The following is a 25714-nucleotide window of genomic DNA, read 5'->3' on the forward strand; positions in this document are numbered from 1 at the left end:
GTGGGGGAGGGGAACCGGCTATGCCATCTGACGGCGGACCAGCTCGTGCAGGCGCCCGGTGGGGTTCGCCAGCAGCTCGCCCGGTGCTCCGACCTCCGCCACCTTGCCGTCCTCCATCACCACGACCCGGTCCGCGTCCATCACCGTGGACAGGCGGTGGGCGATCACGATCCGCGTGGCGTTCAGGGCCCGTGTGCTCTCGATGACCGTGCGCTGGGTCTCGTTGTCCAGGGCGCTCGTGGCCTCGTCGAAGAAGAGGATCCGCGGCCGGCGGATCAACGCCTGCGCGATCATCAGGCGTTGCCGCTGCCCGCCGGAGATCGCGCCGTTGCCCTGGACGATGGTGTGCAGACCCATCGGCATGCGCTGGATGTCCTCCGCCAGGCCCGCCATCGCGGCCGCCGCCATCGCCTCCTCCGGAGTGAACGGCTCGGTGCCGCAGATGACGTCCAGGATCGAGCCGGTGAACGGCTGGGCGTGCTGGAGCACGACCCCGCACTGGCGGCGTACGGCGGCCTGGTCCAGGGCGCCGAGGTCCTGACCGTCGTACAGGACGCTCCCGGAGACCGGCCTGTCGAACCCGATGAGCAGACGCAGCAGCGTCGACTTCCCGCAGCCGCTCGGGCCGACGATCGCCACGAACTCCCCGGGCGCGACGGCGAAGGACACGTCGTCCAGCACCAGCGGTCCGTCGTCGGCGTAGCGGAAGGAGAGACGGCGGGCCTCCAGCGCGCCGGACAGCACGCCCGGCCGGGTGCTCGCCGTGCGGACCTCCGGCGTCGCCTCCAGCACCGGCTTGATCTCCTCGAACAGCGGCAGCACCGCCACCGCCGACACGAACGCCCCCGTCAGTTGGGTGACCGACGTCAGCAGCATCGTCACCGAGGTGTTGAAGGTCAGGAACTCGGCCGCCGACATCGAACCGCGGGCCGGCCCCGCCAGCAGCATGAACATCAGCAGGGTGCACAGCGGGAGATACACCGCGCCCAGCACCGTGTTGAGGTTCTTGATGCCACCGACCTTCTGCTGGAGCTCCCGGCTGCGCGCGAACTCGCCCGCCCAGGCCGCGTAGGCGTAGTTCTCGGCGGCCGCCACCCGGAGCTTCGGCAGCCCCCGCAAGGTCTGGAAGGCCTGGTTGTTCAGCTTGTTGCCCAGCACCACCAGCCGGCGCTGCCAGCGGACCTGCCACAGACCGAGGCCCAGGAACACCGCCGCCACCACGACCAGCATGGCGATCGCCGCCAGGGCCATCGGGACGCTGTACCAGAGCAGCAGGGCGAGGTTCACCGCGCCGACGGTCACCGACTGGGCGACCACCGGGCCGACACCGGCCAGCGTGCGGCGGATCGCGCTGATGCCCATGGCGGCACTGGCCAGTTCACCCGTGGACCGCGAGGTGAAGAACTTCGTCGGGAGCCGCAGCAGACGGTCCCAGACCGCCGGTTGCAGCGTGGCCTCGATACGGCCCTCCAGACGCAGGATCGTCAGGTTCTGCAGCAGCAGGAACGCCGCCGACACCACACTCGCCAGCATGATCGCCAGACAGACCCGCACGATCAGGTCCTCCTGGGCCCTCGGCACGTACTCGCCGAGGATCCGGCCCGTCGCGACGGGCACGAGCGAGCCGAGCACGACCGTGACCAGCCCGCTGAGCAGCAGGCCCGTCATGTCACCGCTCGTCCCGTGGAGACTGAACCGCATCAGGCGCAGCGGGCTCGGCACCCGTTCGGGCAGCGGGCGGTAGAACATCACGGCACGCGGCTCGAACTCGGCCGCGTTCGCCTTCTCGATCGGGGTCTCCCGGCCGGACGACGGCTGGACGGCCACATAGCCGCCGCGCCGCCACAGCAGTGCCACCGGCGCACCCGACAGCGCCCGGTGCCCGACCAGCGGGCCGACGTTCTCCCGCCACCAGCTCCCGGTGAGGCGTACGGCGCGGACACGGACCCGGGAGGCGAGCGCGATGCGCTCCACCGGGTCGAGCCGGTCGCTCTCGGTTCCGCTCTGCGCCGGCTCGGAGAGCGAGATCCCCGCCGCCCGGGCGACGAGCCCGCAGGCCGCGTACGTGGCGTCCGCGTCGGCCGCCGTCGTACGCCGGTTCGCGGACGACTTGCCGATGGAGGCGAGCAGCGTGCGGTCGGCCTGGGCGCGCACCGCCTCACCGGCCTTGATCCCGGCGGCCGTCCGGTCCTCGTGGCTGCGCTCCAGCTGCTCGATCCAGCGGTCCAGTGTGGCCAGCAGCCGGTACTGCTGGTCGACCATGCTCTGCCAGACCCCCGGGTCCATCAGCAGATCGGCCGCCGCCTGAGCGCCGTACAGCGAGCCGTACTGGACACTGCCGGGCGGCACCTGCATCCAGAACACGTCGTCGTCGGTGGGCGCGGCGGCCTGCTCGGTGGCCATCGGCGCCTGGAAGAGGATGGACAGGCCCCGGCCCACCCCCAGGGCGAGGGCGTATTCGAGGGGACTCGTCTGCGGGGGCACGAGCTGCGGGTTGCCCCACTCGTCGTACGACCAGGTCTCGGTGCCCGCCTGCTGGTACAGCTCCCGCAGCCCGATGCGCCGGACCACGCAGTCGCGCAGCGGGCGGGCCACCAGCGTGTGCTGCGGCCCGGCGACCGGGCCGAGCAACAGCGCACCCGCTTCGAGGCGGCCCAGATGGTGCCAGTGGCCCTGCTGGCCGGCGTCGACCGCGAACAGGTCCAGGGCGCCGGAGGCCACCAGCCACAGCGTCTGCGGGCCTTCGAGGTCCAGCCGGGTGTGGCCGGAGCAGTCGAGGGGGGTGCCCATCGCGCCGAGCGCACCGAGGACGAGGTCTCCCTCGTAGCCGCCCTGACCGCTCTGCCCGTCGTGCACGGCAGTCATCTCATCGCTCCCTGACCAGCTGGGCGTACGCGCCGCCGCGCGCCACCAGTTCCTCGTGCCGGCCGCGCTCCACGATCGTGCCGTGTTGCAGGACGACGATCTCGTCGCTGTCGCGGACCGTGGAGAGCCGGTGGGCGATCACCACACAGGCGCAGCCGCGCTTGCGCAGGTTGTCCATGACGGTCAGCTCGGTCTCCGCGTCGAGCGCGCTGGTCACCTCGTCGAGGACGAGGACGCTGGGCCTGCGGACCAACGCCCGTGCGATCTCCAGGCGTTGCCGCTGCCCGCCGGAGAAGTTGCGGCCGTCCTGCTCGACCCTGCTGTGGATGCCGCCCGGGCGCCGCGTGACCACGTCGTACAGGGCCGCGTCCCGCAGCGCCTCGACCACGGCCTCGTCCGGGATCGAGGGGTCCCACAGGGCCACGTTGTCGCGGACGGTGCCCTCGAAGAGGAACACCTCCTGGTCGACGAAGGAGACGGAGGCGGCCAGAGCCCCCCTGGGGATGTCCTCCAGGCGCCGGCCGTCGATGCGGATCACGCCCTCCCACGGGGTGTACAGGCCCGAGATCAGCCTGGACACCGTCGACTTGCCGCTGCCGGAGCCGCCGACCAGCGCCACCTGCCGGCCCGGGCCCACGGTGAGGTCGAAGCCGGTGAGCAGGGGCTTGTCGAGGGGGCTGTAGCCGAAGGTGATGTTCTCCAGCTCGACGTGACCGTTTAGCCGGCGGGTGGACTCGGCCGCGTCCGGACGGGCGTACAACGGGTCCGCCCGGAAGTTCTCCACGTCCTTCAGCCGGGCCACGTCGGCCGCGAAGTCCTGGATCCGGCCCGCCACCCCGTTGAGCCGGGTGAGGGGCGCGGTGAACCGGGTGACCAGCGCCTGGAACGCGACCAGCAGACCCACGGATATATGGCCCTCGACCGCCCGCATACCGCCGATCCACAGGATGAGCGCGCTGTTGACCGTGGCGAGGGTCGGGGCGACGACCCCCAGCCAGGCGCTCGGCACCCCGAGCCGCTGCTGCTCCTCCAGCGTGGTGGCGTGCTGCCCGGCCCACTTGCGGAAGTAGCCCTCCTCGCCGCCGGTCGCCTTCATCGTCTCGATCAGCTGGAGCCCGGTGTACGCCGTGTTGGTGAGCCGCGCGTTGTCCGCGCGCAGTTTCGCCGTACGGGTCGCGCGCAGCCGGATCACCACCCGCATCGCCACCACGTTCAGCAGGGCCACCGCGATGCCGACGAAGGTGAGCTGCGGGTCGTACGTGTAGAGGAGCACGGCGTAGAGGACGACCACGACCGCGTCCACACCGGCCGCCGCGAGATCCCGGGCCAGGGTCTCGGCGACCGCGTCGTTGGACTGGAGCCGCTGGACGAGGTCGGCGGGGCTGCGCTGGGAGAAGAAGGTGACCGGCAGCCGCAGGAGGTGCCGCAGGAAGCGGGCGCTGGAGAGAGTGGAGGAGATCAGCCGGCCCCGCAGCAGGTTGGCCTGTTGCAGCCAGGTCAGCAGGACCGTCAGCAGCACGCACGCGCCCATCGACGCGAACAGCACACCCAGCAGGGAGGTCTGACCGCCGATCAGGAACATGTCGATGTAGGTGCGGCTGAGCGCGGGGACGGCAGCACCGACCGCCACCAGCAGCAGGCTGGCGAGGACGGCGGCGGGCAGGGTGCCGGAGGTGCCGCGCATCCGGGCGGGCATGGCGCCGAGCACACCGGGCCTGCGTCCGCCCCTCTCGAAGTCGTCGCCCGGTTCCATGACGAGGACGACTCCGGTGAAGCTGGAGTCGAAGTCCTCCATGGGCACGAACCGGCGGCCCTTGCCGGGGTCGTTGATGTGGACGCCGCGCCGGCCGAAGCGGCGGCCCATGCCGTCGTAGACGACGTAGTGGTTGAACTCCCAGAACAGCACGGCCGGTGCCTTCACCTCGGCGAGGGCGGCCACGTCCATCTGCATGCCCTTGGCGGTCAGGCCGTAACTCCGGGCCGCCTTCAGCAGGTTGCTGGCGCGCGAGCCGTCCCGGGAGACACCGCAGGCGATGCGCAGTTCCTCCAGCGGGACGTGCCGCCCGTAGTGGCCGAGGACCATGGCGAGGGACGCGGCGCCGCACTCCACGGCCTCCATCTGGAGGACGGTCGGTGTGCGGACCGTCCGCTGCCTGCCCTTGGGCACCGGGCGCTTCGGCGGTGCCGCCTTGCGTCTGCCGCGCGCGGCCGGCCGGGCGGTGTCCTCGGAGGCGGTCACGGAAGGAGCCAATCGATCGGGCGCTCGTCGGCCAGCCGGATCGACGCCGTGGCCATGGTCATGGAGGTCAGCTCGAACGGCGGCCCGTCCTGCGAGGACCACCTGTAGCCCGACTCGGTCGACGACGAACGGTCCAGCCGCACGGTGACGGCCACCGGCCGGCCCTTCTTGGTGAACTGCTCGCCCAGCTGGGTGTCACCGAGGAACGCGCCGATGGACTGCGGGGTCTGCGCGGTGCGGTCCACCTTCTTCACATGGCCGCGCAGCACGCCGTACCGCTGGGTGGGCGCCGACTGCACGGTCAGGTCCACCTCGGCGTCCTTCGGGATCGAGGCCGCGTTCTCGGCGGGGACGTACACCGTCGCGTAGAGCGGGTCGTCGGCGTCGGCGACCTTCTCGACGGCCGCGACGTTCGCACCGGTCTGGATGATCTGGCCGATGGTGGCGGCGAGCGCGGAGACCCGGCCGGCCGCGACGGAGCGCACGACCTGCTCGCCGTCGGCGGTGGCGACCTTCAGGACGGGAGCCCTGGCGGGCAGCCGCTCGCCCTGTTTCGCGAGGACGGCGGTGACCTGCCCGGCGACCGGGCTCTGGAGCACGTAACTGCCCTGACCATGGGTGAGGACGGCGGGTGCGCCGACCGTGGAGGCGACGGAACCCGTGACGGCCCACACGGAGGCGGCGGCCATCGCGATCACCGTCACGGACAGCACCAGCCAGCCCTGGGGGCGGGCGAAGCGCACCGGGAGGTCGAGTTCCTCCGGTGACTGGAGCTTGGCGAGGGCCTGTTGGCGGAACTGCACGGGACTTCCCTCACCTGCGTGACAGGAGACGACAGAAGACGGGAGGACTTGACCCAGGCACCCCGAGAGTCCCGGAACCTGTCAGGTGGTTCCGGGACTCAGCGGCGTGAGGGCTCGATCAGAGACCGGCGACCAGGCTCGTGACCGGGGCGGTGTTCAGGCCGGTCACACCCTCGACGGTGCCGACGGCCGTGTTGACCAGGCCGGAGACCGGGGCGATGCCGTCCACCAGGCCGGTGACGGTGCCGACGGCGTTGACCGAGAGGCCACCGGAGACAGCGTCGAGGGCGGCGTCCGAGATCTCGGCGGTCTCAACCTGGGGGGTGGAGTTCATGATGGAACTTCCCTTCGTATAGCTATTCATAAGGGGGGAGCGGCCCCCTTCTGGGGACAGAACGACGGCCGCGCACGTGGGTGCCCACTTCTCGTCCTCGAGAGCCGGCTGCTCCCGTCTCGGAGAGCTCGGCGGCCCCCGCGGTGCGATGGATCAAAGCAGATCGCGACGGAGCACTTCCAATCAACAAGGCCTCTCACCAGCGAACTTGGTGACCGAGACGGTTCATTGGTGCAGGCTTGCGCACGGCTTGGGGGCAACCTCTTCACACGGATCGCGGCATCGTCATACGCGCTTCATTGCGTCCCGGAAAACGAATGGGACAGTCCCGCCGCAAAGGCGCGGCACCCCCGTGAGGCCTGTGCAGAACTCCCACCGACCGTGACCCCGCTGGGCATTCGGTGTGGAGATTCCCTGAAGCCGGTTTCCCGATCACCGGCGTCGACAGACCGCTACCGGGCGGTGGCCGAGAGTGCCGAAGGGGTGCGGGTGGCCGGTCCCCCGAGGGCCCCACGGGGGCGCACGGTCGGGAAGTCGTGAAATGCCAGGCGAACGACGGGCGTAGCGCACTTTGCGAAATGGAAGACCGGAATCTTTTTGCGGGGCGTTGAACACCCCATCGGAACCATCCGTACCAACTGGCAACCAGGCGCCCCCAGTTCACCCGCCGGACGGCGGTACGGACCCCGTCCCCAGGAGGTCAAGAGTTGAGTCACAAACGAGCCACCAAGCGCAAGGCGTTCATAGCCGCAGGCGGCGTGGCGGCGCTCGGCGCGGCAGCCCTCATCCTGCCGAACGCGATGGCGTCCCAGACGGACGCGAAGGGCGCCGCCCCGAAGACGCTCGCCGCGAGTGACGCCCCGGACCTCGCCTCCCAGCTGCAGGACCTGCTCGGTGACGCGTTCGCAGGCGCGTACTACGACAAGGGCGAGCAGCGCCTCATCATCAACGTCATCGACGGCCTCGAGATCGACGGCGACGACAACAACGTGATCATCCAGGCCCAGGAGGCCGGCGCGGAGGTCCGTGAGGTCGAGAACAGCTGGTCCGAGCTGCAGAAGGGCGCGGCCACGCTGAAGGAGCAGGCCACCGTCCCGGGCACCGCCTGGGCGATCGACCCCCGCACCAACAAGCTCCAGGTCACCGCCGACTCCACCGTCACGGGCGAGAACTGGGACACCATCGAGTCGGCCGTGAAGTCGCTCGGCTCGGACATGGCGACCATCAAGAAGTCCGCCGGCACGTTCAAGACCTTCCTCGAGGGCGGCGACGCCATCTTCGGCGGCGGCGCGCGCTGTTCGGCCGGCTTCAACGTCGTCAACGCCGAGGGTGCCCCGGCCTTCCTGACCGCCGGTCACTGCGGTGTCGCCGAGGCCGAGTGGTCCGAGGAGGAGGGCGGCGCGCCGATCGGCACCGTCGACGCGGCGACCGCCACGTTCCCGGGCGCGGGCGACTTCGCCCTGGTCGACTACAACGACCCGGCGACCCAGGCGGCCAGCACGGTCGACCTCGGCAACGGCCAGACGGTCGACATCACCGCGGCCGGCGAGGCGGCGGTCGGCCTCCAGGTCTTCCGCATGGGCAGCACCACCGGGCTCGCCGACGGCCAGGTCACCGGCCTCGAAGCCACGGTGAACTACCCCGAGGGCACGGTCACCGGTCTCATCCAGACCGACGTCTGCGCCGAGCCCGGCGACAGCGGCGGCTCGCTCTTCACCGAGGACGGCCAGGCCATCGGCCTGACCTCCGGCGGCAGCGGCGACTGCACGGTCGGCGGCGAGACCTTCTTCCAGCCGGTCACCACGGCCCTCGCGGCCACGGGTGCCACCCTCGGCGACGCCGGCGCGGGCGCCGGTGAGGAAGCCGCCGGCGGTGCCGGTGACGCCGCGGGCGCCGGCGAGGAGGCCGACGGCGGTGCCGCGGCCGGTGCCGGTGAAGAGGGCGCCGCAGCTGCGGGCGCCGGTGAGGAAGAGGGCGCCGCGGCCGCGGGCGCGGGCGAGGAAGAGGGCGCCGCGGCGGCCGGAGCCGGTGACGCCGGTGCCGTGGCCGGTGCGGGCGACGAGGGCGACGCCGGCCAGCACGAGCAGGGCGCCGGCGACGAGGGCGTCGGTGACCAGGGTGACCAGGGTGCCGACGAGCAGGGTGTCGGCGACCACGGCCTCCAGCAGTAGGCGAACGCCACCGAGTGCGTGGGCGTCGGCCAGGGGATCAGCGGCCACTGACCCCGGTCGGCGCCCCACGACCCGTCCGCCGGCCCCACCTCAGCGGTTCCGGCCGACAGACGGCACGGTCCGGCCCTCCGGCGGGAGGGCCGGACCGCTCGCGTCGCATCGAAAGGGCGTGGCTCTCTTCGAGGCGGCGTCACCCGGGCGACGAGGGTGAAGCCGGTCGGCACGAGCAGGGTGTCGGCGACGAGGGCCTCCGGCAGTAGGCGAACGCCACCGAGTGCGTGGGCGTCGGCCAGGGGATCAGCGGCCACTGACCCCGGTCGGCGCCCCACGACCCGTCCGCCGGCCCCACCTCAGCGGTTCCGGCCGACAGACGGCACGGTCCGGCCCTCCGGCGGGAGGGCCGGACCGCTCGCGTCGCATCGAAAGGGCGTGGCTCTCTTCGAGGCGGCGTCACCCAGCGGAGCGCCCCGTGGCCCGGAGCAGCAGTAGTGCCACGTCGTCCGCCCGCTCCTCCGCCGTCTCGGTCTCCCTCACCAGACTGTCGGCCAGCGCGTCCAGCGGCCGCTCCCCGGCCGACGACAACCGCTCCCCGAGATCCGCCAGCGCGTCCTCGATGTCGACACCCGGCGACTCGATCAGCCCGTCCGTGTACAGGACGAGCACCGACCCCTCCGTCAGCGCCACCTCCGTCGTCGGATAGGTCGCCGCCGCGTCGATGCCCAGCAGCGGGCCGCCCGCGAGGTCCAGCACCCGCACGTGCCCGTCCGGCCGGCGCAGCAACGGCGGCGGATGCCCGGCCCGCGCCATGACGGCCGTCCCGTGCTCCGGGTCCAGCCGCAGATACAGACAGCTGGCGAACAGTTCCGAACCCAGGTCGATCAGCAGCCGGTTGGTGCTGCTCATCACCTCCTCCGGCGTCTGCCCGACGGTCGTGTACGCGCGTACGGCCGTACGGATCTGCCCCATCAGCCCCGCCGCCGTCACGTTGTGCCCCTGCACGTCGCCGATGACGGCCGAGGCCCTCCCGTGCGAGAGGACCAGGTCGAAGAAGTCGCCGCCGATGTCCATGCCACGGGTGGCGGGCAGATAGCGCGAGGCGGACTCGATACCCGGGATGGAGGGCAGCGAGTGTGGCAGCAGCGCCTTCTGCAACCCGTGCGCCACCTGGTGCTTGGCGTCGTACAGCAGCGCCCGCTCCAGCGCCTGCGCGATGAGGCCGCTCAGGCTGGTCAGCACCGCGCGCTCGTCGGCCGGGAACGGATGCGGCTCCGCGTACCCGAGCACCCAGGTGCCCACTGGCCGCCCCGAGGCGATCAGCGGGATGTACGCCCAGGCGCCCAGCCCGTCCGGGGTGTCCTGCCGCAGCGGGTAGAGGTGCTCCAGCTGCTGGCGGGACTCGAAGAACGCGGGCACCCCGGTGGCCAGGGCGTGCGCCCCGGGCATCGCCGCGGTCAGCGGCATCCCGTCGAAGCGTTCCACGAGGTGCGGGTCGGAGTAGCCGCGGTGCCCGAGCACATGCAGGCGCCCCGCGCGTGAGCCGAGCATCACCAGGGCCTGGCTGCCGAGGGCCGGGGCGATCTCGTCGGCGACCAGCTCCACCACGTCCTGCACCCCGGCCGCCTCGGTGAGCGCGCTCGCCAGCGCCAGCACATGGTGGATGGTCACCAGACGGCCCGGTTTGTCGTCCTCCTCCCGCGCCGCGTGCTCGGCCTCGGCGACCGCGCGGGCCCGGGAGATCCGGACGCTCAGCCCGTTGCTCCCCGGGTACAGCCGGAAGGACAGCCAGTCGCTCGGCGGTCTCAGCGCCACGAACGAGGTCACCTGCTGGCTCATCAGTGCCGCCCGGTAGCGGTCCTCGTACGCGGGATCGTTGAGCCACGGCACGGACACCCACAGCTGGGTGCCCAGCAGACCGCTTACGGGGATGCCGAGCAGTTCGGCCGTGGCCGCGTTGGCGAAGGAGATCCGCCCGTGCAGATCGAGGGCGCACATCCCGTACGGCAGCCGCGCCACCATCCGCGCCGCCTCCACCGTGCCGAGCGTCCCCGCGACCGTCGTCGACGGCGACGACAGGTCCGGCTCCGGAACCACCGGCCGGCCCTCCTCCTCGGCGCGCCTGAGCCGCATCGCGAGCCGGTCGCAGGCCGAGGTCAGCTGGTCCCGCTCGCGCTCGCTGAGCTCCGGCGGGTGGGAGCCGGGCCAGGTCAGGAAGACCGCGCCGTAGACGGTGTCGCGGGTCGCCACCGGCAGCGCGGCCAGGGCGAACGGGTAGGGCAGGACCACGGCGATCCGGGGATAGCGGCGCGCCATCTGCTCCTCGCCGTTGACCCACACCAGCCGCCGCCCCCGCACGGCCTCGGAGACCGGGATCGGCGAGTTCAGCCCGACCCGTTCCCAGGGCGCGGCGAACGATCTCGGCAGCCCCGCCATGACCGCCATCTCCAGCACCGGCTCGTCCGGCGTCAGCAGGTACACCGCGCCGGAGTGGGCCTGGACGTCGTCCATCATCGCGGCCAGCGCCAGCGACAGCATCGGATGGCCGGCGCGGGCCGTCTCGACGGTCGTCCGCGCTCCGGACGCGTGGACGTCGGACATGCCGACCACCTCCTCGCACGACCGTGCGACAGCCCCAGGGTCAAGGCTCCTCCCTGGGGCCCGCCCGCGCACGGCGAACGCCGCCCCGACGACACGCCGCCGTACCCCCTCTCGCCCACGCCATGCCCCCGCACTGATGCGCGGCATCGCGCACGGGCGCCGCGAGTGCGCCCCCACGCACCCCGATGGCTGGTTCTTCGCGCCCGGGCGCGGTCGGGGGCGCCAACAATGGGCACGCGCTGAGCGGAGGGACATCGGTGGCCGGCAGGCGGAGGGGCGAACGTGATCCGGGTACTTCTCGTGCACGACGAGTGTCTGGTCAGATCGGTGCTGGCGGAGTGGCTCCGCCGGGAACCCGATCTGGCCGTGTTCGACGCGTCCTGGCGCGCCGCGCCGGGGCGGGTGCGGTCCCTGCGCCCCGAGGTCTGCGCGGCGGACCTGGACTGCGCCGACGCGGTCGGCATCCCGCCGCTCGCCGATCTGCGCGGCACGGGCGGCCCGACCCCCGGCCTGGTGGTCCTCGCCAACGCCGGCAGACCCGGCCTCCTCAAGCGCGCGGCCGAGGCGGGCGCCCTCGGCTACGTGGACAAGGAGGGCTCCCCACAGCGTCTGGTGTCCGCGATCCGTGAGGTCGCGCGGGGGAGACGTTTCATCGACGACTCCCTCGGCTTCGGCTTCCTCAAGGCCGCCGAGATGCCGCTGACCCGGCGGGAGTTGAGCGTGTTATCCCTGGCTGCCGAGGGAGCCTCCGTCGCGGAGATCGCCGGCAGCCTGCACCTCTCCCACGGAACCGTGCGCAACTACATGGCCGCGATCACCCGCAAGACGGGGGCGCGCAACAGGATCGACGCGATCCGGATCTCGCAGGGGGAGGGCTGGCTCTGAGACGTCGGGGGAGCGGACCGGGGTAGGGGCCGGGGACCATGCGCCGACCAGGTCCCGGTAGAGCGGTGAGCGGGCCAGGAGGCCGTCGTGGTCCCCGTACGCCACGGACCGGCCGTCCATGACCAGCACCCGGTCAGCGCGGCGGGCCGAGCTGACGCGGTGCGCGACGACCACGAGGGTCGTGTCCGGCCGCCGGGTGAAGGCCCGCTCCGCGTGTTCCTCGGCCTCCGCGTCCAGATGGCAGGTCGCCTCGTCGAGGATCACGACCGAGGCGTACGACAGGTACGCCCGCGCCAGTGCGACGAGCTGCCGCTCCCCGGCGGACAGCGCGCCCGGGTCGACCTCTCCGGGCGGACCGCCCAGCCGGATCATCACCTCGGTGAGGCCCACGGCCTCCGCGGCGGCCCACAACTCGTCCTCGGGCACGGGTTTCGGCCGCAGCTCGCCGAGGTTTTCTGCGAGGGATCCCCCGAAGACGTACGCCTCCTGCGGGATGAGCACCCGGTGTGCGCGGGATGTGGCGCCGGGTACCGGCTGCCCCCACAAGTGGACGGTGCCGTGCCGGGGGCGCAGGAGACCCGCGACGATCCCGGTGAGCGTGGACTTGCCGACGCCGCTGGGACCGACGACGGCGAGATGCGTGCCGTGAGGGACGCGGAGGTCGAGTCCGTCCAGGACGGGGGCGGCGGAGGCGCCGTAGGCGAAGGTGACACAGGAGAGGGAGAGGGCGTCGCGGGGGTCCGCCGGCGACGGGGTGCCCGTCGGTGGAGGAGCGTGCGTCGAGGGGGGTGCGCCGTGCGTCGAGGGCCGTGCGGCGTCGTCCGGCGCCGGCGGCGGGGCGGGCGCCGGGGCCAGTCTGCGGAGCACCACGGCGAGCCGGGAGCCGCTGGTGCCCAGGCCGTGCACCAGGTTCTGCAGGGCGGGGAGGAGGGACTGGGTGACGTAGGCGAGAGCGCCGATCAGGGCGCCCGGCGTGACTCCGCGGTCCAGCAGCCGAGGGGTGGCGACCAGCAGCAGCACGACGGGCAGATGGCCACCGACGGTGAGCGCGGCGACCCGCGCCACGCCCCAGCGGGCCAGGGAGCGCGCCGCCCGCAGCTCGGCGTCCACGCGCCGGCCGGCGTCGGCGGCGACGGAGTCCTCCGCGCCGGCGGCCGTGATGTCCCGCAACCCCGGGCAGACGGCACCGAGCCGGTCGGCGAGCGCCTCGTCGGCGACGAGGAAGCTCTCCTGGCGGCGGGCCAGGGGCCTGAGCGTCACCAGGAACAGGGCGACACCGACGACCAGCGGGGGGCCGACGACCAGCAGCAGCGGCGGGGCGAGGGAGAAGAGCCCGACGAGCGCCCCGGCGGACGTGAACAGGAACGAGCGGGACACCATGACGAGTCCGGCGAAGGTGTCCCGGGCGATCTCCACCTGCTGCGTCAGCCCGGACAGGGCCCCGCCGTCCGCCTCCCGGACCCCCCGCTCGACGACCCCGCGCACCAGCCCGTCCCGCAACGGTTCCACGAGCCCCGCCACGCACCCGTACACCCGCCACGTCCCCAGCGCTCCCAGCAGCACGGCCGCCGCGGCGGCCCCGAGCCACCCCAGCCCGACCCCGGCCCGCCCCGCCAGGAACCCGTCGTCGAGGGCCCGCGCGAGGGCGTACCCCATGAGGAAGGTCTGCCCCGTCTCCACCACGGACCACAGGGCCAGCCGCACGACGACCCGTGCCCGCCGCCGGAGATGGCGCAGGCCCCGATGGAAGAGGCCGCCGCCCTTCATCGGCCCCCTCCGCCGGGCGCGCCCCGGGGCACGCCGCCCTCGTGGACGGCGTCCGTCCGGTCCGTCCGGTCCGTCCGGTCCGTCCGGTCCGTCCGGTCCATCGGGTCAGTCCGGTCCGTGCTGTTCGGCGCCCGCGTCCCGAACAGCTCCCGGTACTCCGCCGTCCGCCACAACTCCGCATGCGGTCCCACCGCGCGCACCCTCCCCTTCTCCAGCCACACCACCGTGTCCGCGCGGGCGGCCGTGGTGACGCGGTGCGCGACCAGCAGACGGCTGCCGCCCGCGGCGGGACGCAGGAGGGCGTCGGTGATGTCGTGCTCGGTCAGGGTGTCGAGGCTGGAGAGGGCGTCGTCGAGCACCAGCAGACGACTGTCGCGGGCGAACGCGCGCGCCAGGCCCAGGCGTTGGGCCTCACCACCGGACAGGGGCGCATCGGCGCATCGAGTGGCGTAACCCTCGGGAAGGCGCCGGACGAAACCGTCGGCGTGCGCGGCGCGGGCAGCCTCCCGCACCCGGGCGGGGGAGGGGCGGACCACGCCGAAGGCGATGGTGTCCTCCACCGACTCGCCCAGCAGGGCCGGGCGTTCGAAGGCGTGGACGATCGCCCGCCGCAGCTCCCGGCGGTCCAGCTCGGGCAACGGCACCCCGTCGAGCCGGACCTCCCCCTCGTCCGGATCCACCAGCCGCCCGGCCACGGCCGCGAGCAGCGACTTGCCCGCGCCCGACCGGCCCACCACAGCGACCGTGGCGCCGGCCGGGACCACCAGATCGACGCCGTCCAGCACGGCGCGCCCACCCCGGCGGACGGTCACGGAGCACAGCTCCAGCCGCCCCGTCCCCTCGGGCGGCAGCGCACGCCCCCCGTATCGGGTCGCGGGCTCGCTCCGTATCTCGTCGAGCCGCTCGGCCGCCGTCCGCGCGCGGACCAGGCCCGTGAGCTGCCCGACCAGGACGCCGACGCCCGCGGCGAGGACGGCGTAGCGGGACGCGGCCAGCAACTCGCCCACGGAGAGCTGCTGTCGGGTGAGCAGGACCCCGGCGGTGGCCACGATCGCGAGCTGCAGGAGCGGGGCCACGGTGGCCGCCCGGGCGGCGGCGCGGCCCTGGACGAGCCACATGCGGTGACCCTCGCGGGAGAGTTCGGGCAGGGGGCGCAGGACACGTGCGACGGTGCGCTCGGCCGTCCCGGCGGCGGCGATCGTGCGGTGTCCGGCGACGGCCTCCGCCAGGCCGCCCGCGATACGGCCCTGGGCCCGCTGGTAGCGCGTCACACAGTCGGAGGAGTCCCGCGCGAGAGCGCGCAGCAGCAGGACGAGCAGCGGTGCGCCGATCAGGAAGGCCGCCCCGAGTCGCGGGTCGATCACCGTGAGGGCCACCACGGCGCCCAGGGGCCCGGCGAGCGCGGCGAGGAGCGCGGCGGCGGTCGCGGGCGCCGTTCCCGCCTGGGCCGCGTTCCCCACGAGCCGGGCCACCAGGTCCCCCGGGCCGAACCGGGCGACGGCCCGGGGCCCGACGGCCAGGACGTGCCGGACCAGACCGTGGCGCAGCCATGCGGTGGCCCGGGCGTTCGTGGTACCGCCGAGCACGGTCTCGACCGCGTCGAGGACGGCCGCCACGAGGACCAGCACGGCGCACCACAGCACCTGGCGCGAACCGTCCGGATCGCCGGCGAGCAGCAGGTCAAGGGCCCGACCCAGCGCGACCGGCAGCAACAGACTCGCCCCCGTCGAGGCCACGGACACGAGTGCCAGGGCCGCGCAACGGGGGCCGGAGCGGCGGACGATCGAGCGCAGCAGGGGGACGGACACGGCCGCCGGGCCGTGGGCACCGCCTTCGGTGAGGGTCGTCATACCTGTCCTGACGTGGGACGACCGGATGAACGGCCGGAGTGATGGCCCGATGAGTGACCGGAGTGACCGGAGTGATGGCCCGATGAGTGACCGGAGTGACCGGAGTGATGGCCCGATGACTGACCGGAGGGAATGGCCGATGAGTGACCGGAAGAATGACGGATGGGCCCCGGACGGCCCCTCCCCGGACAGGGGAGAGGAACCGTCCGGAGCCGTCGGCGCGACTCAGCCGCCGTGCCGGTCCGACGGGCGGCCCGGGTGACCCGGACGCCCGCTCGGACGATCAGAGGCAGATGATCAGAGGCAGAGCGTGATGCTGGCCGCGCTCACACAGGACAGCACGCTCAGGGAGCTGGGGCCGCCGGTGCCGGTCGTCTCGTCGGCTTCCATCGTCTGCAGGTCGAGGAGTGCCATGTCGATTCCTTTCGATCGGTGGCCCGCTCGGGGCCCTTGTGGGGACGGGAGTGGTGCGTCACGACTCCGCCGGGTGGCGGAACCGCGTCAGTGGGGCCGCCGTCGGAGCGGCGGCAGGAACGGAAGGTGCGCCGTGGCGTCGCCGTCGGCGGCGGCGTGGGCCGCGCCGAGGGCCAGCAGGCACCCCGCCGTTCCGGTACCGAGGTCCATGGAGAGCCGCATCAAGTGGTTCCCTGGGAAGGCCAGTTGGCCCTGGTAGGGCATCGAGTGCCAGCCGAGGGCGGCGATCTGCTCCGTCAGCCGCTCGCGCGGGGCACCCGTCCGGGCGAGGTGCAGGATCATCCCGGCGCGGCCCTCGAACAGCCCCGGCTGGGCGTAGAAGCGATAGGACGCGGCGGCCAGGACGCCCGCGCGGACCCGGGCGAACTCGTCCGCGGGGCGGGCGAATCGACCGCCCCCGTCATCGGCACGGGTACTGCCAGCGGCAGCCGCATCGCCACCGGCGCCGTCACCGGCGTCGTCACGGTCGCCGGCATCGACGGCGCCGGTCGCCGCCGCGTAGTCGTCGAGCACCATCCCGACGCCCACGCTCCCGTCGCCGAGGTACGGCATCGTCCGCCACCCCTCGTCGACGGCCAGCCCGCCGTTCTTCTGCTCGACGAGACACTCCAGGTCCTGCCGCAGCGCCTCGCCTGCCGCGTCGAGCAACGCGCGCTCGCCCGTGGCCTCGTACCGGCGCAGCAGGAACAGCGCGGGTCCGCTCGCGCCGCGCAGCAGGCCGGCCCGGCGGCGGGGCGGTGCCGGGCGGGGCTCGGCTAGACGCCGGACCAGCAGGTCGGCCGCCCGCGCCGCGTGGTCGTGCAACGTGGCCTCACCGGTGGTCCGCGCCAGCTCGTCGAGCACCAGTCCGAGCCCGGCGAGGCCCCCGCGCAGGTCGGACGACAGCTTGTGCCACTTCTCGCCGAGGATCTGCTCGACGAGGTCCAGGGCCCGCTGCCGGTGCCCCAGCCGCTCCAGGGTGTGGGCGACGCCCGCGAGGCCGTCGTACAGGCCGAGCGGCGTGCCGATCGGCACCGGGTCGGTGTGGTCGAGCAGCCAGCGCTCGCCCTCCTCGTAGCGTTCGGCGCCGACCTCCGCGAGCGCGTACAGGACCCCCGCCGCGCCGTGCGCGAGCCCGAGGCCGCCGCCGTCGGAGAACTGGGCGACGTCGCCGGGGAAGAGCCGGTCGTCGCGCTCCGGCGTCGCGGAGGCCAGGATCGCCTTGACCATGGAGTCGCGGCTGTAGGGCCAGTCGCCGGGCTCGGCCGGCGACCAGCCGGCCGCCACGCCACCCGCCCCGGCCGCCACGTCGTCCGCAACACTGCCCGACCCTGCCTCGGGCGCCCGGGTGCGCGCCACCGGTGCCGGTGCCGGTGGCGATGCCGTCCCCTTGGCCCCGATGTCACGGGAGATCTCCGCCACCGCCTCGTCCAGGAACGCGCGCGGCACCTGCGGGAACTGCTCCGCGATCACCGCCGCCAGATGCGCGGCCTTCGCCCGCTCCACCACGAGCAGCGAGGTGACCGGCAGGAACAGCGCGAGGCGCAGACACGCGAGGGCGTAGCGGTCGACGTCGGGGCCGGTGCGGTCCGGGGGCGCGAGGAAGCCGGGGTGGGCGACGACCTGACGGCCGTTCTCCTCGGCGGGTGCCGCGGCCTCGAAGTCCAGCAGCGACACCGAGTGTTCGTCGGGCGCGACCATGATGTTGAAGACGTGCAGGTCGTTGAAGACGATCCCGCGCCCGTGCACCGCCTCGACCGCCTCCTCGACGGCCCGGTGGACGCGCAACGCCCACGCCGTGTACGCGGCGACCGCGCCCGGTCCGGGGTCCGCCGCGAGCAGCGGGTGCCGTTCGGCCACGTAGGAGTTGAGCGGGCGGCCCTCGACGAAGTCCATGACCAGGAAGCGGTGGTCGCCCAGGGTGAACCAGTCACGCACCTCGGGCACCACCCCCAGGCCGGCGAGCCGCTCCAGCGCGTCCTTCTCCCGCTCCAGCCGGGTGACCGCGTCGGCCCCGTCGGCGGCCAGCCCGGCGTGCGGGCGCCCCTCCTTGAGGACCACCCGGCGGCCGTCGCGGGTGTCGGTGCCGACGTACACCCCGCCGCCGTTGGAGAAGTGCAGCGCCTTCTCGATGCGGTACGGCAGCTCCCCGACCGTGGTCGTGTTGCGCGCCGCCAGCTGCGGCTCCAGGAACGCGGGCAGGGTCACCCAGTCGGGCACATGGAAGGTCGGCTTGCGCTGGTCCGGGACCAGCGTGCCCGCGCCGTCGCGCACCGCCGGGACGAGCGTGCCGCGCTCGTCGACGACGAAGGAGCGGGCGAAGGCGCCGTAGCGGACGTACAGCGGTCCCTCGTTCCAGCGCAGGTCGGTGAGGATGTACGGCCCCTCGAAGCCCTCAAGGAGCGCCCCGAGCTCGCGCAGGACGAGGTGCAGCTGCTCCTCGTCGGCCGGGTAGACCGTCACGAACTTGCCGCTGGTGTCGCGGGCCGCGTACTTCGCGTTGCGCAGGTGCAGCAGATGCGGGCCCGGCACGAACTTGAACGGGATCCGCCGGGGCACGCAGTAGTCCCACACGATCGCCGCGACGCGGTCCGCGTTCGCCCGGGTGGCGGAGGCGTGCACCTTCCATCCCTGGGTGGGCCCGGGACGGGGCCGCCCGCCGTCGTCGACCGGGGTCAGCGTCAGCCAGTCCCCGATCCGGGCGGCCCGCCAGCCCTCGGGGACCGCGCGCCCCGCCGTCTCGAAGCCCGGTGCCGCCGTGCCGGCGCGGTCACCGGCCGACAGCCGGTCCGGTGTCTCGTAGAAGTGCCGGTCGGCGAGCGCGTACGCCTCGTACCGCTTGTCCATGCGCGTCCCCCGAGTCGTGTGCCGTCACTGCCGTCGCCCCCTGGGCCGGGTGAGGACGAGCCTTCCAGCCCGCCCCGGGACCCGACAGTCACGGCTGTCACCAGTGACCCGTCACGCCTGTCACGCGGTCGGTGTGCGGAACGCACGCGTGAAGATCTGTTCGGGTTCTTTCGATCCCGGACGGCCCCCGTGGACAGGGCCCCGGCCTCGCCGAACGGTCCCAGGGGCTGCGCGACCGGGCCGGAAGCGCTGTAATTGCGGACGTGGTCAGTGAGGGCGCTGCGGAACACGGAACGAGGACGCTGCGTGCCGAACTCGCGCTGAGGACGCTCGGCGGCGATCTCGATCCGCACGAGCGGCTGCACGCCATCCTCGAACAGGTGCTCGTGTTCACCAGCGCGACCGTCGCCGCCGTGTACCTCCCCGACGGTGAGGGCGAGGCCCTGTCCCTCACCGCCTCCGCCGGCGTGCCCCGGAACCTGTACGGGCTCTCCGACAGCTATCCGGCATCGGGCACCGCCCCGGTCGCCGAGACCTGCCGCTCGGGCCGCCCGCGCTGGCTCGCCTCCACGGACCTGCTCCGGGACACCGACCCGCACCCGGGCACCGACCCGCACCAGGACGCCCCTCAGGACGCCCCTCAGGACGCCGAGACCCCTCAGGACGCCGACGTCCGCCGTGCCCTGGCCGGGGGCTTCTCCCTGGGCCTGCTGCCGCTGCGCGAACGCGGCTGTCTCGTGGCCGTCGGCGACGGCACGGACGCCTTCGACGCCGAGGACCGGCGCTGCCTCGACGTGCTCGCCGAGGCGGCCGCCGGCGCCGCTCCCGCAACGCCCGCCGGGTCCGGCGCCTCCTTCGACCTCGCCATGGACACCGGGCGGGTCGAGGTCGACGAGGGGCTGCTGGAGCTGTTCGGCATCGGCCCGGACGACTTCGACGGCCGCGTCGAGACGCTGATCGCGCTGACCGTGCCCGAGGACCTGCCGGCGCTGATGTCCGTCGTGGAGGCGGACCACATGTCCATCGGCGACCGCGAGCTGGAGTTCCGCATCCTCCAGCCGTCCGGCGAGCAGAAGTGGCTCCGGCTGCGCGGCCGGATCCTGCCCGGTGGCGAGCTGCGGCCCGCCCGTCTCGTCGGCACCGTCGCCGACGCCTCCACCCTGCGCACCGGACGCGGCGACGTGGCCCGCATCCAGCGCCTCGCCGCCGCCCTGGCCACCGCCGGCACCGTCCGGGACGTCAGCCAGGCCGTGGTCACCGCCCTGCGCAAACCGCTGCAGGCCGACCGGATCGCCCTCGCCGAGCTGGAGGGCGACCGCCTGGTCGTCACCGTCCTCGATCCGCCGCAGCCGGAGGTCTGGCCCGAGGTGTGGCGCTCCGAATGGCGCTCCGAGTGGCCGGACGCCCCCGTGCGCACCATGCCGACCCTCGCCACCGCCCTGCGCGAGGGACGCGCCGGGATCTGGCCCGCCGGAGCCGATCTGGAGCCGGCCCTCGCCGACGTCGGCCCCGGCGGCCTCGCCGTCCTCCCGCTGCCCGCCGGCGGCCGCATGGCGGGGGCGTGCCTGATCGGCTGGGACAACCCCCACGACTTCGGCCCCGAGGAACGCGCCCTGCTCACCGCCGCCTCGGGCCTGGCCGGGCAGGCCCTGATGCGGGCCCACGCCTTCGACGCCGAGCACGAACTCGTCGGCATGCTCCAGCGCACCCTGCTCCCGCGCCGCCTGCCCCAGCTGCCCGGCGCGGTCGCCGTCGCCCGCTATCTGCCCACCACGGCCGGACTGGAGGTCGGCGGCGACTGGTACGACGTGATCCCGCTGCCCGACAACCACGTGGCCCTCGTCATCGGCGACGTCCAGGGCCACAACGCGGGCGCCGCCACCCTGATGGGCCAGATGCGCACCGCGCTGCGCGCGTACGCCGTCGAGGGGCACCCCCCGGACGTCGTCGTCTCGCACGCCAACCGCCTCCTCATGGACATGGAGACCGACCTCTTCGCGACCTGCTGCTACGTCGACATCGACATGGAGGAGGGCTCCGCCTGGTACGTCCGGGCCGGCCACATCCCGCCGGTGGTGCGTCACCCGAGCGGCAGCACCGAGATCAGCGAGGCCGAGGGCGGCCCGCCGCTCGGCGTCGTCATGCAGGCCGACTTCCCGATGAGCCCGCTGCGGCTGACCCCCGGCACCCTGCTGGCCCTCACCACCGACGGCCTCGTGGAGTCCGCCGACGTCGACGTGGAGGACGGGCTCGACCATCTCGCCGCCGAACTGTCCGCCGCCGACCCCGCGCACCTCGGCGTGGTCGCCGACACCCTCCTCGGCGGCGCCAACCGCGACGACGACGTGGCCCTCCTCCTGGTCCGCTACGACGGCATGGCGCTGCGCCCCCAGCGCGAGAACTGGAGCGTGTGGCGCGTCCCCCAGGCGGTCGGGCAGGCTCGCCGCTACACCCGCCGTGTGCTGCGCCGCTGGGGCGTCGAATCCGTGGCCGACAGCGTGCTCCTCGTGGTCTCCGAGCTGGTCACCAACGCCCTCGTGCACACCGACGGCCGGGTCCGCCTCGACCTCACCCTGCTCGCCGACCGGCTGCGCGTCTCCGTCGCCGACTCCTCCCCGCGCACCCCGATGAAACCCACCGTCATCGGCTGGGAGGCCACCGGCGGCCGCGGCATCCTCCTCGTCGAGGCCATGTCCTCCGCGTGGGGCACCGTCCCGGTCAGCGGCGGCAAGCAGGTGTGGGCGGAGATCCCCATCGAGTGACACGCTGGCAGGGTGCGTCTGCTGCTCCTCTCCGACACCCATCTGCCCAAGCGCGCCAAGGCGCTGCCCGGCCCCCTCCTCGCGGAACTGCCGCGCGCCGACGTCGTCGTGCACGCCGGCGACTGGGTCGACGAGGACACCCTCGACCTGCTCCAGGCCCGCTCACGCCGGCTGATCGCCGTGTACGGCAACAACGACGGCCCCGGCCTGCGCGCCCGCCTCCCCGAGGTGGCCCGCGCCGACCTCGCCGGGCTGCGCCTCGCCGTCGTCCACGAGACCGGCCCCGCGCAGGGCCGCGAACCCCGCTGCGCCGCCCGCTTCCCCGACACCGACGTCCTGGTCTTCGGCCACAGCCACATCCCGTGGGACACGACGACTTCGACCGGCCTTCGCCTGCTCAACCCCGGTTCCCCGACCGACCGCCGGCGGCAGCCCCACTGCACCTACATGACGGCGACGGTCGCCGACGGCGCGCTGACGGAGGTCCACCTGCACCGACTGCCGCCCAGGACCTGAGCAGGGGCGGCATCGTCGCCTCTCACCGGGGCCGCGTCACAGCCCTCACCGGGACGGGGCCGGCGGATGGATCACCCCGCTCGTCTCCGTCAGCGGCACCCCGCTGCCGCCCCACCGCAGCGCGACGATCTCCGCCGCGACGGACACCGCCACCTCCTCCGGCGTACGGGCACCGAGGTCCAGGCCGACGGGGGAGCGCAGCCGGGACAGCGCGGCCGTGTCGAGCCCGGCCTCCCGCAGCCGCCGGGTGCGGTCCTCGTGCGTCCGGCGGCTCCCCATCGCCCCGACGTACGCGGCCGGCCGGCGCAACGCCTCCCGAAGGAGCGGCACGTCGAACTTGGGGTCGTGGGTGAGCACACAGACGACCGTGCGGTCGTCGGTGGCGGCGCCGCGCAGATAGCGGTGCGGCCAGTCGACGACCACCTCCACGGACGGGGGAAAGCGTTTCGGCGTGGCGAAGACCGGGCGGGCGTCGCACACGGTGACCCGGTACCCGAGGAAGTCGCCGATCCGGGCCACCGCCGCCGCGTAGTCGATCGCGCCGAAGACCAGCATGCGCGGCGGCGGCGCGAACGAGTGCAGGAAGACGGTGACCGCGTCCTCGCGCCGCTCGCCGTGCGGGCCGTAGTGCCGCGGCCCGGTGACACCCTGGGCCAACTCCCCGCGCGCGTCGGCGGTGACCGCGGCGTCCAGGCCCGCCGTGCCGAGGCTGCCGAGGGTCCGCTCCGGCCACACCGCCAGCGTGGCGCCGAGCCTTCCGGGACCGTCGACCACGGTCGCCACCGTCACCGGACGCCCCGCACCCACCGTCTCGGCCACCGGCCCGAACGACGGGTCCTCGGCCGCCGTCACCCGGCGCACCAGGAGCGTGATCTCCCCGCCGCAGCTCAGCCCCACCGCGAACGCGTCGTCGTCGCTGTAGCCGAAGGTCGCCGACCGCGGCTCGCCGGACGCCCGCACCTCCTGGGCCAGCTCGAACACCGCCCCCTCCACACAGCCGCCGGAGACGCTGCCCACCACCTCGTCCCCGGGCCCGACCGCCATGGCGGCCCCCGGCCCGCGCGGCGCGCTCCGGCTGACCGCGACGACGGTGGCGAGTCCGAAGGGGGAGCCCGCCGCGTACCACGCGCCGAGCGCCGGGAGGATCTCACGCATCGCCCGCTCCTCTCGCGTCCCCTCCATCCAAGTACGAGTGCGGGGGTACGGCACACCGGCGGGCCGCCCCTCGCCGGCGGGCGTCCGCGCGAGGGGCCCGACCGGGCGGGCGGACGCCCAGGGGGATGAGGAGCGCGCCCCTGTTCGGGTGGCCTCGGCCGTCCGCCGCGCCAGGCGCGTTGCCATGCGGGGACCCGGTACATGGAATGTCCATGCTCCTGAGTCCGAGCACCCACCACCACATTCACCTGGGAGGATGCATGCCCTCTGCCACTGCCCGCGGCGCCGTGACCCTCGGCGTCCTGGCCGCAGCTCTCGCCACGTCGCTCTCCGCGCCGGCCGCCGCGGACGTCGGGGACGAGGACGTCGTACGAGTCAAGCTCGTCGGCCACGCCGCGCACGACACAGCCGCCGCGCAGACCGAGCCCGGCAACACCTGGACCACCTATCTGCACCTGCACGACCCCAAGGGCAAGTACGTCGGCGACGGCGGCTCGCGCTGCACCCTCGTCGAGGCGACCCCTCAGCGGTCCACCGCCCAGTGCACCCGGGTGCTACGCCTCAAGGGCGGGGAGATCACCCTCCACGACATGATCAGCCGCAAGGGGGACGAGCGCGTCACCGCCAAGACCTCCATCGCGGGCGGCACGGGCATCTACAACGACGCCGAGGGCGAGGGCTACATCACCGTGGAGCCCGGCCGCTTCGTCTTCGACCTCTACGTCGATGACTGACCGGCACCCCCGCGCCGACGGGCCGTCGGCCGTTCCGCCGTCCGAGTGCACCTTGTCCGAACTGGAGGTTCAGTGATCACATCGGCTGTCCGCGGGGTGCTCGTCACCGCCCTCACCACCACGCTCGCCCTTCTCCCGACGTCGGCGCAGGCCGAGCAGAAGGACCAGGACAACGACATCGAGAAGGTCGAGCTCGTCGGCGTCAACCGGGTCGCCACCTGGCCGTCCCCGGACGGCGTGGTCGGCGGCACCTGGACCACTCCGCTGGACCTGTACACCCCGCACAAGGCCAAGAAGTCGGGGAAGACGGAGCTGCGGTACGCCGGCGACGGCGAGTCGGAGTGCGACGTGGTGCGCAGCGGGGCCGGGGCGGTCACCGCGCAGTGCACCCGCGTGCTGCGCCTGAAGAAGGGGACGCTGACCCTCAGCGACATGATCGACTACCGGCCGCTCCAGCCGGTCACGGCCAAGACGGCCATCGTCGGCGGCACGGGCCACTACCGCTCCGCCTACGGAGACGGCTACCTCACCCTGGACGGTCACCGGACCCACATCATGCTCAACGTCGACGAGTGACGCGCGGCTGAACGACCGGTGCGGGAGACGTGTGCGCGTCCCCGCACCGGGTGCCGTCCGGGGCTGTCGTCAGTCGTTCACGGCCGAGGTCTTCTCGATGAGGCGGGTGAACACGATGAGCGCCCCCAGGGCGGGCAGCAGACCGGCCAGGGTCCACAGGACGCAGAACCCCGCCGACGCGCTGACCGTCATGAGCAGCAGCGTGGGCGCGTCCTCGGAGATCCCGGCCATCAGCAGCAGGAACACGATGGACAGGATCCCCATGCCGATGATGGTGAAGAACGGCCACAGGTAGTTGACGACGGGCAGGAGCCGGGCCTTTCTCGCCTTGCGCAGAAAGGTGTTGTCGCAGGCGCGGGTGATCATCGCCAGGACGGCGAACACGGATCCGATGATGACGCCCACCATGGAGACGGCGACGCCCAGCACCTCGTCCATGGGCAGGTCGTCGTCGTGCCCGATCCAGGCGCCCCCGAGACCGCCGAGCGTCGCCGCCAGCGGCTCCCCCCACCACCAGCTCCGCAGGCTCACGTGCACGAGCCTCATGAACTCCTTGAAGTACTTGTTGCCCGTGGTGCGTCCCGGGGGCTCCTCGGGGGAGAAGCCGGTGTCGGTCCGCGGTTCTGTGCCCATGAAAGCCCAGCCCGATGGTGGTCGGTCGCGCCGAGCCCCCTCACACGTGGCTCGGTCCTGGTCGCGTCATTTCGTCATGGGCCGGGCAGGAGGTCGTCACCGCCCGTCCTGCGGCTCTCCGCCTCCACCGCCGCCTGGTACCGGCCCATGTCCCGTATCGCGTCGTACAGCGACGCGCAGCGCTCGTTCCGTGCGTCCGAGCGCTTCTCCCCCTCCCGTGGCCCGAGGCGGTCGAGACGGGGCAGGGCGCTCCTCGGGTCGAAGTCACGCGTGCCTGGCTTGTGTTCGCGGAGCCCGCGAAAAGAGCTGTCCACCGCACATACCACCTTTCGTGTACACCGGACGGAGTACGGGAGAAACAGGCCCAAACTGTGATCAACCATAGGCCGCTCCCGGCGACAGGGCCCTCCCTGGTGACGTTCGGGTGAACATCGCCTGAACTCCGAGAGGCGTGCGTCGGGGGTGTTTCCCGTGCGGCTCGGGGACCCTTCGGTCGGCCGCGCCGGCCCGACGCGGTCGCGCGGGGGCA

17 protein-coding genes and 1 pseudogene are annotated in these 25714 nt (G+C 73.4%); 6 read left to right on the forward strand and 12 right to left on the reverse strand.

The window, feature by feature from the left end:
- Window positions 1–18: 18 nt before the first annotated feature.
- The 4 genes from ACZ52C_RS26510 to ACZ52C_RS26525 form a co-directional block, all read right to left on the reverse strand.
- Complete coding sequence (locus ACZ52C_RS26510; RefSeq protein ID WP_469077098.1) at window positions 19–2865, reverse strand: NHLP bacteriocin export ABC transporter permease/ATPase subunit; 2847 nt, start codon at window positions 2863–2865, stop codon at window positions 19–21.
- A 1-nt stretch (window position 2866) separates the two neighbouring features.
- Entirely contained in the window at window positions 2867–5104 is a 2238-nt protein-coding gene (locus tag ACZ52C_RS26515; RefSeq protein ID WP_469077099.1) for an NHLP family bacteriocin export ABC transporter peptidase/permease/ATPase subunit, read from the reverse strand.
- Window positions 5101–5907 carry a hypothetical protein gene (locus ACZ52C_RS26520; RefSeq protein WP_469077100.1) on the reverse strand — a complete coding sequence of 269 codons (807 nt, stop codon included), beginning with the start codon at window positions 5905–5907 and terminating at the stop codon, window positions 5101–5103. The genes ACZ52C_RS26515 and ACZ52C_RS26520 overlap by 4 nt, the downstream gene beginning before the upstream one ends.
- Window positions 5908–6025: 118 nt before the next feature.
- Entirely contained in the window at window positions 6026–6241 is a 216-nt protein-coding gene (locus tag ACZ52C_RS26525; RefSeq protein WP_033528587.1) for a hypothetical protein, read from the reverse strand.
- A 707-nt stretch (window positions 6242–6948) separates the two neighbouring features.
- On the opposite strand from ACZ52C_RS26525, the gene ACZ52C_RS26530 reads away from it, so the two are divergent.
- The gene (locus ACZ52C_RS26530) at window positions 6949–8412 is read left to right on the forward strand and encodes a S1 family peptidase (protein WP_469077101.1); all 1464 of its coding nucleotides are present in this window, start codon (window positions 6949–6951) and stop codon (window positions 8410–8412) included.
- Window positions 8413–8862: 450 nt separating this feature from the next.
- On the opposite strand, the gene ACZ52C_RS26535 is transcribed toward ACZ52C_RS26530, so the two are convergent.
- Window positions 8863–11007 (reverse strand): SpoIIE family protein phosphatase, encoded by a 2145-nt coding sequence (locus ACZ52C_RS26535; RefSeq protein ID WP_469077102.1) that lies wholly within the window; start codon window positions 11005–11007, stop codon window positions 8863–8865.
- A gap of 327 nt (window positions 11008–11334) precedes the next feature.
- Between ACZ52C_RS26535 and ACZ52C_RS26540 the strand changes: the two are divergent.
- A pseudogene (locus ACZ52C_RS26540) lies at window positions 11335–11808 on the forward strand (LuxR C-terminal-related transcriptional regulator); the annotation flags it as partial.
- On the opposite strand, the gene ACZ52C_RS26545 reads toward ACZ52C_RS26540, so the two are convergent.
- From ACZ52C_RS26545 to lanKC, 4 genes are all read right to left on the reverse strand, one after another.
- Window positions 11731–13659, reverse strand: a complete 1929-nt coding sequence (locus ACZ52C_RS26545) for an ATP-binding cassette domain-containing protein (protein WP_469077103.1) — start codon at window positions 13657–13659, stop codon at window positions 11731–11733. The pseudogene ACZ52C_RS26540 and the gene ACZ52C_RS26545 overlap by 78 nt on opposite strands.
- Window positions 13656–15509: an ABC transporter ATP-binding protein gene (locus tag ACZ52C_RS26550; RefSeq protein ID WP_469077104.1), complete on the reverse strand. Its 1854-nt coding sequence runs from the start codon at window positions 15507–15509 to the stop codon at window positions 13656–13658. Before ACZ52C_RS26550 ends, ACZ52C_RS26545 begins: the two co-directional genes overlap by 4 nt.
- A gap of 297 nt (window positions 15510–15806) precedes the next feature.
- Window positions 15807–15923, reverse strand: a complete 117-nt coding sequence (locus ACZ52C_RS26555; protein ID WP_005483995.1) for a SapB/AmfS family lanthipeptide — start codon at window positions 15921–15923, stop codon at window positions 15807–15809.
- An 87-nt stretch (window positions 15924–16010) separates the two neighbouring features.
- Window positions 16011–18809, reverse strand: a complete 2799-nt coding sequence (gene lanKC / locus ACZ52C_RS26560; protein ID WP_469077105.1) for a class III lanthionine synthetase LanKC — start codon at window positions 18807–18809, stop codon at window positions 16011–16013.
- Between the two features lie 263 nt (window positions 18810–19072).
- Here lanKC and ACZ52C_RS26565 point away from each other — a divergent pair, with 263 nt between their 5' ends.
- Both ACZ52C_RS26565 and ACZ52C_RS26570 read left to right on the forward strand, forming a co-directional pair.
- Window positions 19073–21571, forward strand: coding sequence for a SpoIIE family protein phosphatase (locus ACZ52C_RS26565; RefSeq protein WP_469077106.1), 2499 nt, complete (start codon window positions 19073–19075; stop codon window positions 21569–21571).
- Between the two features lie 12 nt (window positions 21572–21583).
- Window positions 21584–22087, forward strand: coding sequence for a metallophosphoesterase family protein (locus tag ACZ52C_RS26570; RefSeq protein ID WP_469077107.1), 504 nt, complete (start codon window positions 21584–21586; stop codon window positions 22085–22087).
- A gap of 45 nt (window positions 22088–22132) precedes the next feature.
- Here ACZ52C_RS26570 and ACZ52C_RS26575 read toward each other — a convergent pair whose 3' ends face one another.
- Window positions 22133–23242, reverse strand: a complete 1110-nt coding sequence (locus ACZ52C_RS26575) for an XdhC family protein (protein ID WP_469077108.1) — start codon at window positions 23240–23242, stop codon at window positions 22133–22135.
- Window positions 23243–23502: 260 nt separating this feature from the next.
- Between ACZ52C_RS26575 and ACZ52C_RS26580 the strand changes: the two genes are divergently transcribed.
- Together ACZ52C_RS26580 and ACZ52C_RS26585 are read left to right on the forward strand one after the other, a co-directional pair.
- Window positions 23503–23976, forward strand: a complete 474-nt coding sequence (locus ACZ52C_RS26580) for a hypothetical protein (RefSeq protein ID WP_469077109.1) — start codon at window positions 23503–23505, stop codon at window positions 23974–23976.
- 72 nt (window positions 23977–24048) lie between these two features.
- Window positions 24049–24552 (forward strand): hypothetical protein, encoded by a 504-nt coding sequence (locus ACZ52C_RS26585; protein ID WP_469077110.1) that lies wholly within the window; start codon window positions 24049–24051, stop codon window positions 24550–24552.
- A gap of 69 nt (window positions 24553–24621) precedes the next feature.
- Here ACZ52C_RS26585 and ACZ52C_RS26590 read toward each other — a convergent pair whose 3' ends face one another.
- Together ACZ52C_RS26590 and ACZ52C_RS26595 are read right to left on the reverse strand one after the other, a co-directional pair.
- Window positions 24622–25185, reverse strand: coding sequence for a hypothetical protein (locus tag ACZ52C_RS26590; RefSeq protein WP_469077111.1), 564 nt, complete (start codon window positions 25183–25185; stop codon window positions 24622–24624).
- 74 nt (window positions 25186–25259) lie between these two features.
- Window positions 25260–25499, reverse strand: a complete 240-nt coding sequence (locus tag ACZ52C_RS26595; protein ID WP_469077112.1) for a hypothetical protein — start codon at window positions 25497–25499, stop codon at window positions 25260–25262.
- Window positions 25500–25714 lie beyond the last annotated feature (215 nt).

It is taken from the genome of Streptomyces sp. NPDC034049 (assembly GCF_055575575.1).

Bases quoted from the DNA above. Each gene is read 5' to 3' on its own strand.
- ACZ52C_RS26510 (WP_469077098.1), bottom strand. From the start codon at position 2,865: ATGACTGCCGTGCACGACGGGCAGAGCGGTCAGGGCGGCTACGAGGGA.
- ACZ52C_RS26525 (WP_033528587.1), bottom strand. From the start codon at position 6,241: ATGAACTCCACCCCCCAGGTTGAGACCGCCGAGATCTCGGACGCCGCC.
- ACZ52C_RS26535 (WP_469077102.1), bottom strand. From the start codon at position 11,007: ATGTCCGACGTCCACGCGTCCGGAGCGCGGACGACCGTCGAGACGGCC.
- ACZ52C_RS26545 (WP_469077103.1), bottom strand. From the start codon at position 13,659: ATGAAGGGCGGCGGCCTCTTCCATCGGGGCCTGCGCCATCTCCGGCGG.
- ACZ52C_RS26550 (WP_469077104.1), bottom strand. From the start codon at position 15,509: ATGACGACCCTCACCGAAGGCGGTGCCCACGGCCCGGCGGCCGTGTCC.
- ACZ52C_RS26555 (WP_005483995.1), bottom strand. From the start codon at position 15,923: ATGGCACTCCTCGACCTGCAGACGATGGAAGCCGACGAGACGACCGGC.
- lanKC (WP_469077105.1), bottom strand. From the start codon at position 18,809: ATGGACAAGCGGTACGAGGCGTACGCGCTCGCCGACCGGCACTTCTAC.
- ACZ52C_RS26575 (WP_469077108.1), bottom strand. From the start codon at position 23,242: ATGCGTGAGATCCTCCCGGCGCTCGGCGCGTGGTACGCGGCGGGCTCC.
- ACZ52C_RS26580 (WP_469077109.1), top strand. From the start codon at position 23,503: ATGCCCTCTGCCACTGCCCGCGGCGCCGTGACCCTCGGCGTCCTGGCC.
- ACZ52C_RS26590 (WP_469077111.1), bottom strand. From the start codon at position 25,185: ATGGGCACAGAACCGCGGACCGACACCGGCTTCTCCCCCGAGGAGCCC.